The sequence below is a fragment of the Acinetobacter sp. TSRC1-2 genome (genome assembly GCF_049895885.1).
Classification (GTDB): domain Bacteria; phylum Pseudomonadota; class Gammaproteobacteria; order Pseudomonadales; family Moraxellaceae; genus Acinetobacter.
In genome coordinates this window covers 1-7921 of record NZ_JAFCTF010000028.1, presented here as the reverse complement: position 1 = coordinate 7921, position 7921 = coordinate 1, and the positions used below count along the sequence as shown (strand labels likewise).

The window sequence follows — 7921 nt, the reverse complement described above, 5'->3', positions numbered from 1 at the left end:
AAATGTCCGCTTTTAGAATACTTAATTAAAGAATTTCTTAGCGGGCTGTTTAATATGTTGGTGTCTATGTCGGATAAAGAACTTAAACGATTGTCAGTCTTGCAAGAAGTCTGTGATCGACGCATAACGCAATCTAAAGCCTCCCAACTCTTACAACTCTCAGAACGCCAGATCCGGCGCTTAATTCAAGGATATAAAGCTCAAGGTCCCTGCTGCATTAGCCCATGCCGGTCGTGGTCAATCGAGTAACTCCCGGTTATCTGAAGCACTCAGATTACAGTGCTTAACCCTGATCGCTGAACAATTCCATGGTTTCGGATCCACCTTGGCCCATGAAAAGCTCACCACTGTGCATGGATTCGATCTTTCAGTGGAAACCCTACGTTGCTGGATGATTGCGGCTGACTTGTGGATTCCACGATCCAAACGCATGAAATGGCCGTATCAGCCACGCTATAACCGTGACTGCATGGGTGAACTGATTCAAATTGATGGCTCACACCATGACTGGTTTGAAGGCCGAGCGTCTAAATGCTGTCTGCTGGTGTTTATTGATGATGCGACAAGCAAATTACAGCATTTACGCTTCTGTGAGTCAGAATCAACCTTTGACTATATGCTTTCGACACGTTCCTATATCCAACAGCATGGTAAGCCTTTAGCGTTTTACAGTGACAAACATTCAGTCTTTAGAGTCAATCAAAGCAGTAAACAGGAGACCAAGATTACCCAGTTTGGACGTGTTCTGAGTAGATTGAATATTGATATTATCTTTGCCAATTCACCGCAAGCCAAAGGTCGTGTGGAACGAGCGAATAGAACCCTTCATGACCGTCTGATTAAGGAGATGCGTCTGGAAGGTATCTGTTCAATTGCAGAAGCAAATGCGTGGTTGCCCTGCTTTATTGAGCAGTTCAATCAGAAGTTTGCCAAGGTGGCCTCCAATCCCAAGGATTTACACCGTACTATCACTGAAATCCCTGAAGAATTAGACGATATTTTTACCTGGCGAGAGCCACGTAGAGTCAGTAAAAGTCTCACGATTACCTACGACAAGTGCATCTACATTTTGGAAAATATCGAACAAAACCAGAGTTTGATCGGTAAATATATCGAGTTTTTAGAATACCCTGATGCTACGGTCGCAATTGAATATCAAGGTAGAAAGATCAGTTACAGCATCTTCGATAAATTAAGTCAGCTCAACCAGCGAGAGATTGTTGAGAATAAAAGATTAGGTTCTGTCCTGGCCCATATCCAACAGCAGCATGAAGAACTGGAACAACAAAACAAACGCAATCGCTCTCAAAAGATGCCAAGCAGGCGTGCACAGAAAACAGCAATTCAACAACGAAATATGAATCCTGTGCTTGACTTGGAAATATCCATATAGGACATTTCTATTTGGTTATTAGGTAGGACATTTCTACTTGGGAATAACACAAAAAAGTAAGGATCTATAGGCCCTCGCTGCGTATAAGAGATTTTATGTTAAATAGGTTAAAGCCAAACAGCTACTCCACCGTGATGAGAGCAAGTTCCTCTACTATTCTGACTAAAAGACCATGTGCTATCTCTACATTTTGCTGTTGCACCAGGTGGCTGTTTATTTGATTTCTTTGGACTCGGCACGTAATTCCCGTCTACATTTGTATAACCTTTCCCAGTGCTAGTAGATATAGCGGTCTTATTGCTTTTGATATTTGATTTTTTGGCTTTAGGTTGATTTATTAAAGGCCGAACAGCTTTACTTTTATCTACACCTTGTTGGATTTTATAACTTTTATTTTGCTTCCAACATTTTTCTGTAAAACAGATGTTTTTAAGATTTAACCAATAGGGATAGTCCCTATCCGCAGAAATATTGGCCCAATCCCCTTTTGTATCAAAGATGAATATCTTTGTTCCTCGAGTTACATGATTTATTGCATTGAGCCCTTTAGGAGTAGGGAATACCTCTAAAATATCTTTATTTACATAACCAATTATTTTTACATCTAATGGAACTGGTAATTCTTGAATAAAATCATCAATAGGATCATATGCTTTTGGAGAGGAAGGCGTATTGGGCTTCTGATCGACTTGAAGCCTGGAGCTTACAGGCTTTGTCTCTATTGAAACGCATCCATTAGTAAAAATAATTAAAATACAAATTGATATGTATCTTAAGAAAATATTTTTATTTATACATTTCATGTGAAACTATCTAAATATCATGTCTGCCATAAATTATTGATCAATAATAATTTTTTTCAAAGAAATATTATTGTATTAATTAAAAATTAGAGAGAATTAGGCGCTTTTATACTAATAAAAATTTAAGTCTGTCGTTTTTTAAATTTTGGAATGCTATAATTGTTTATACGCCATTGACGTACTTTAATTCATGTTATTCATAGAAACTAGTATTTTTACCAAGCAAATCAAAGATCTTGTCACTGATGAAGAATATCGTCAGCTACAGCAAGATCTATTGGTACAGCCTGATAAGGGTGACTTGGTAAAAAATGGTGGTGGAATTCGTAAAGTACGTTGTGCTCAGGGCAATAAGGGAAAAAGTGGTGGTATCCGTGTGATCTATTACTGGGTCACAGAGGATGACCAGATCTTTTTCCTCATCGCTTATCCTAAATCGGTGAAAGATACTCTAACGGATAAGGAAACTGCAATTCTGCGCCAATTAGTGAAGGAGCAATTTCATGGATAACAACTTATTTGATGACCTGGTTTCTTCAATCAAAGAAGCAGGCGCAATCAAACGTAAAGAGATCCAAGCAACCCGAACAACGGAGCTTGAATTGCCTGATGTTAAAGAAGTACGTGAAAAGACTGGTTTAAGCCAAGTTGAATTTGCAGCACGCCTCCATATCAGCGCAAGAACGCTACAGAACTGGGAGCAAGGCCGTCGTTATCCAACGGGGCCAGCAGCGACTTTAATTCGTATTCTTGATGCTCATCCGACTCTGATCTAAGAATTTCAGATAATAAAAAACCCCGATAGGATGTCGGGGTTTTTCGTATTCCGTTCTTGGTACGACATCCTGTTGTACCTCACATTCCTTGCGTTAGAACATAAAATTCCTTTTTACGTTCTGGAACATCCTGTTCCTGATGTATTAATCATATGATCTTTCAAGTATTAGAACTAGTAGCCATATACTGGAATTAATGTGAGAAAATGCTTACAAAGCTGGCTAAAAAATACCCCGGTTTTATCCGCAGAAATTGGGGATATTTTTGGCCCTGGGAAGACCGAGAACATTGGAAAAATGTCTGAATTGAGCGTTTTTTAACCGATTTTATTGGCTAAATATTACAAACATGATCAAAAAACACACGAGTTGTTAAAACGTGTGTTTTTTGATCTTTTTGGCCTTGGTTTTATTGATTTAAGTTATTGATAAATAATAATATTTTAAAGAGCATTTCGTATAAGCGCCATTATGTTAAATGGAATAGGAAGTAAGTGCAGACCTATTACTTTGGCCAAGCTCAGGCATAAGAATTATTACAGTAAGTGTTTAACTAAGTAAAAATGCATAAACTTTTTGAAATTAAAACTTTACACTAAAAAAGGCTAAGATTTTTTGTTGGAATTTTATCATTAAACTTTTTCTGTTTCTCCATATTCATTAAACAAATATATCTATTACTTAGTGAAGTTTCATTTGTGTTAACAGTATATTTTCGTTTTTTATAAAAGAGTTGATCACTACCATTGATTTCTTTAGGAAGATAAAAGGTTCTTCCTCTGTAATTTGATAGGAGACTAGAAGAATCTAAGTTTTTAAATAACTTCATAAAAAAGAACTTTTTATGCCATGTTTTTTCTATGCTTAATAAATCATTAATATCTAAAGTATTTTTATTTTTTTTAAAAAACAATTCGCCTATATTATCTACAAACAAACCAAATTCACTCTGAATAAACTGATTATAAATAAAATCCTTAGACTCCCAAAACTGATCTAATAACCTATAATTAATATCTCTACTGCTTTTTAAAAATACCTCATTAACTATTTTATCTTTATCAAAAAAATCATAACCTATAAATAACCCACTTTGATATATTCCATTAATTGTACTTACATTAAATTTACTGCTAAAAATATCTCCACCAAGATCTTTTTCTATTTTTTTATCTAGTAAAGATTTAATAAAAGTAATATCTAAATTATTTTTTAGTATTTTATTTAAGTCACTAAGCTGTGAAAATTCACCATCGATAATTAAACTCCCTAGAGCATGATGATCCATATTTAATTTTCTAGATAAGTAACCTGACACACTGTGAGAAAGAGGAAAATGACCAATATCATTTAATAGCCCTGCAACGCATAAATGTTTGGTTAATTCTTGATCATAACATCTAGCATTACTAATTTTGTAGATTAAAGAAGCAATATTTATAGAATGTTGAGCTCTACTGATATCTTTTTTCCCATTTACTTTCTCTACTAGGCCAATAGCACCTAAGAAAGTAATACCGTCTAATCTCCTAAAGGCAGAAGTGCTTGTGATCATCTGATATATATTACTTTTTATGAAATATGGGTCTGAAAAATACTGCTTGTTATTACAACACAGAGAATCCTTTTCTAATCTCATAACATTTTACCTAACAAAAATTCAAATATAGTCTTAATCCTAATATTTTATAAAATTCTCAGAAATTATGTCAGTAGTGACTATAAAATAATAAAAGTAAGTTTTATGAATTTTAGTTACAATAATTTTTATTCTATAAACTATTTTCTCTAATAATATTTTTTAGTTCAAGTTAACTCATTTGTGCTGCAATACATAATTAAAAGATCTCAACAATAAAATTAAAAAAACTCTTACTTCTTTAAATTAAACTTAGTTAACCTGAATCCTGCTTAAGCCATCGCTTTACTAACTTGAATCGTTGGCTTATCCACAAATTCCAAAAGAATTATGGAAAGAAAGGAACAGAATTAAGAATATCTAAAATTAACATAATACACCTTATACGAAATACAAAAAAAATGAGTTTATCTTTATGATAATTAATTGAATTTTTAATTTTATATAAGAAGCTTTATGTCAAATAGACCTCAATCGAGGGCTATTTATTGTAGATAGATTGGATCAAATTGCTAATTCACTATGACTGCCTAATCTGGCTAATTCTAAAATTAGAAGTTCACTTTCTTCTGTTTTTTTATAGATTAAAACAAGATCTGGTTTGATATGGCAATCACGATGACCTTCCCAATTACTGACTAAAGCATGGTCACGGTACTTCTCAGACAAGGGTTCATCGGCTTGTAATAACTCTAAAGCGGTTTGAAGTTCAGAGTCTACGGAGTTTCTATGTGGCCCTTTTTTCTCACGTTTGTAGTCTTTCTTGAATGCTGAGGTGTACTTAATCGTCCGCATTTAGATCAGCCATCAAGTCTTTTACAGAAGTAAAGCTCTTAGCTTGGCTTAGGTCTTCTTCTATCGCTGCAATAGTTTCAGCATTAGGTTGCCAAATCTCAAAAGGTAAAGCTTTTTCTTTAGCTACTTTCGTTAATAACAAACGTACTGCATCTGAGACAGTTAAACCCATTGTTGCGAGAACTTCGGTTGCTTCATGCTTAATATTTTCATTAATGCGAGTAGTAACGAGTGCATTTGAAGCCATGTTAAACTCCATTGATTAACATTGTTAATCACATTATATTCCTAGATCAAAAAAAGTCAATTCGCATAAGCTCTATTATGTTAATTTTAGGCAAGCTTAACTATTTAAAAAATAACTCAGGTTTGTTATGCGTAAACTTTGTTATTTCATCAACTACGACTCTTATCTTAGGCTGTAAATGCCATCTTTTTTGCCATAGCACATGAATCGGTATTTCGACACCTGATATTTCTGGAAGAATGGAGATTATTTTCCCCTCCCTTAATGCATCAAAAGCTAACCAACTTGGCAGTTGAGCAAGACCAAGGCCAGCAGTGCAGGCACTTAGTAGGGCATCACCATCTGGTATTTCATGGGTATAATTAATTTCGTATGCTTCTGTTTCACCTAGTGAATTCTTTAAAAACCAATGCCCTTTATACTGGCTTCTCCAACCGATAAGACAATGGTGATTTTTTAAATCTTCTATATGGGTCAGGTATCCATTTTTTTCTAAATAGGATGGCGATGCACAAACGAGTAGTTTCTGATGGCCCAATGACTTTGCGATTAAGTCAGTTGAATCTTTTAAGTCGCCTATTCTTACGACTAGATCTACTCCCTCAGTAATCATATCCACAGCTCTATCTTGAAAGGTTACAGATAAATCTAATTGAGGGTATTGCTGTGCTAGATCTAATAATATGGGAAAAATATATCGACGACCAAAAGTCGTAGGAAGATCTATTCTTATACGCCCTGTAGGATAAGCATTCTCTGTTGAAAGGAATGTTTCTATATGTTCTAACTCTTCCAAAATACGACGAAAACTAATCAGCCATGCTTCACCTTCGGAAGTTAATACAATGCGTCGGGTTGTACGATGAAAAAGTTGCACACCCAATCTTTTTTCTAATTTATTAATACTTTTTCCTACCGCAGATCCGGTAATTCCAAGGATCTCTGCCGCTCCAGTAAAACTTCCCTGATCTACAGCCGTAACAAACTCGAGTATTCCTGAGAATTTACTATCCATAACCCACCTATTAAGGAATTATTTTCCACAATTAATAGAATTTTATCATATTAATAAAATCAGACTCCTGAATTATGATGAATTCAAATGATAATGAAGTTAAAGCATTATCAAATCTATTTTTATAGGAAGATATGATGAAGGCATGGTTACTCAAAGATTTTGGTTTAAATAACTTAAAATTAGAAGAAGTGGAAACACCAACGCCAAAAGCAGGCGAACTCCTCATTAAAGTTGGAGCTGTATCTTTAAACTATCGAGATAAAGCGATTGTTGAAGGTTTTTATGAACCACATTTAGTTCCAAAACCATTAATACCAGTATCAGATGCTGCCGGCACTGTCGTGGCTGTAGGTGAAGGCGTATCACGTTTTAAATTAGGTGATCGAGTCAATACCACACTTTATTCTCGTTGGATTGATGAAGAGCCAGGACCTAATGAACCGGCTTACTGTTTAGGTATGCCACTACCAGGTGGACTTGCTGAATATATGATCCTGCATGAAGAAAGTGCAGTAAAAGCACCAGATAATATGACTGATGTTGAAGCGTCTACGTTACCGATTGCGGCATTAACGGCTTGGTATTCAATGATGGATATCGGCAACCTTAAACCGGGACAAAATGTCTTAGTGCAAGGGACTGGTGGCGTTTCTATTTTTGCAATTCAATTAGCGCATGCCTATGGCGCTAGAGTGATTGCTACATCAAGTAATGATGTAAATTTAGAAAAGGTTCGAGCTTTGGGTGCGGATGAAGGAATTAATTATAAAACCCATCCTAATTGGGAAGAGCGAGTACTTGAATTAACGGATGGTAAAGGTGTGGATGTAACCATTGAGGTTGCAGGAGGCAATGGTCTTAATCAGTCTATTGCAGCAACCAAAGTAACAGGCACTGTCGCTCAAGTGGGTTTCTTAACCGGTCAAACCACTCAGTTAAATTTAATGCCTCTCATTTTCCGTCAAACAAAGCTTCGTGGAATCGCAGTAGCTCCAAGAGTTGCTTTTGAAAGAATGAATGACTTTTTAAATGCGAATCAAATTAAACCTGTCATTGATCATGTATATAAATTTGAAGACGCTATCGCTGCTTTTGAACATCTGTCTAAAGGTGCCTTTGGTAAGATTTTTATTCAAATTTCATAAAATAAATAAGTAAATTAAAAGACACCTTGGGACTGTTCTAAATTTTGTGTAAGTACTTAGTTTTAATTTATCCTTCTATGGATAATTATAAGAGGTACTTCACAT

8 protein-coding genes and 1 pseudogene are annotated in these 7921 nt (G+C 35.2%); 4 read left to right on the top strand and 5 right to left on the bottom strand.

The window, feature by feature from the left end:
* Positions 1-66 precede the first annotated feature (66 nt).
* Positions 67-1393: pseudogene (locus ACP69Y_RS16465) on the top strand (ISNCY family transposase).
* Between the two features lie 107 nt (positions 1394-1500).
* Here the strand turns inward: ACP69Y_RS16465 and ACP69Y_RS16460 are convergent.
* A complete protein-coding gene (locus tag ACP69Y_RS16460; RefSeq protein WP_425919515.1) occupies positions 1501-2196 on the bottom strand; it encodes a DUF3761 domain-containing protein in 696 nt (231 codons plus the stop codon).
* Positions 2197-2386: 190 nt separating this feature from the next.
* Here ACP69Y_RS16460 and ACP69Y_RS16455 point away from each other — a divergent pair, with 190 nt between their 5' ends.
* Both ACP69Y_RS16455 and nadS read left to right on the top strand, forming a co-directional pair.
* Complete coding sequence (locus ACP69Y_RS16455; RefSeq protein WP_265779217.1) at positions 2387-2707, top strand: type II toxin-antitoxin system RelE/ParE family toxin; 321 nt, start codon at positions 2387-2389, stop codon at positions 2705-2707.
* Positions 2700-2972 (top strand): NadS family protein, encoded by a 273-nt coding sequence (gene nadS, locus ACP69Y_RS16450; protein ID WP_425919514.1) that lies wholly within the window; start codon positions 2700-2702, stop codon positions 2970-2972. Before ACP69Y_RS16455 ends, nadS begins: the two co-directional genes overlap by 8 nt.
* 595 nt (positions 2973-3567) lie before the next feature.
* Here the strand turns inward: nadS and ACP69Y_RS16445 are convergent.
* From ACP69Y_RS16445 to ACP69Y_RS16430, 4 genes are all read right to left on the bottom strand, one after another.
* Positions 3568-4611 carry an HD domain-containing protein gene (locus tag ACP69Y_RS16445; protein ID WP_425919513.1) on the bottom strand — a complete coding sequence of 348 codons (1044 nt, stop codon included), beginning with the start codon at positions 4609-4611 and terminating at the stop codon, positions 3568-3570.
* Positions 4612-5115: 504 nt separating this feature from the next.
* Positions 5116-5406, bottom strand: coding sequence for a type II toxin-antitoxin system YafQ family toxin (locus ACP69Y_RS16440; RefSeq protein ID WP_425919512.1), 291 nt, complete (start codon positions 5404-5406; stop codon positions 5116-5118).
* A complete protein-coding gene (locus tag ACP69Y_RS16435) occupies positions 5393-5653 on the bottom strand; it encodes a type II toxin-antitoxin system RelB/DinJ family antitoxin (protein WP_425919511.1) in 261 nt (86 codons plus the stop codon). The genes ACP69Y_RS16440 and ACP69Y_RS16435 overlap by 14 nt, the downstream gene beginning before the upstream one ends.
* A 100-nt stretch (positions 5654-5753) precedes the next feature.
* Complete coding sequence (locus tag ACP69Y_RS16430; protein WP_425919510.1) at positions 5754-6668, bottom strand: LysR family transcriptional regulator; 915 nt, start codon at positions 6666-6668, stop codon at positions 5754-5756.
* A 134-nt stretch (positions 6669-6802) separates the two neighbouring features.
* Between ACP69Y_RS16430 and ACP69Y_RS16425 the strand changes: the two genes are divergently transcribed.
* On the top strand, positions 6803-7816 hold the full coding sequence (locus ACP69Y_RS16425; RefSeq protein WP_425919509.1) for a zinc-dependent alcohol dehydrogenase family protein: 1014 nt from the start codon (positions 6803-6805) through the stop codon (positions 7814-7816).
* Positions 7817-7921: the final 105 nt, after the last annotated feature.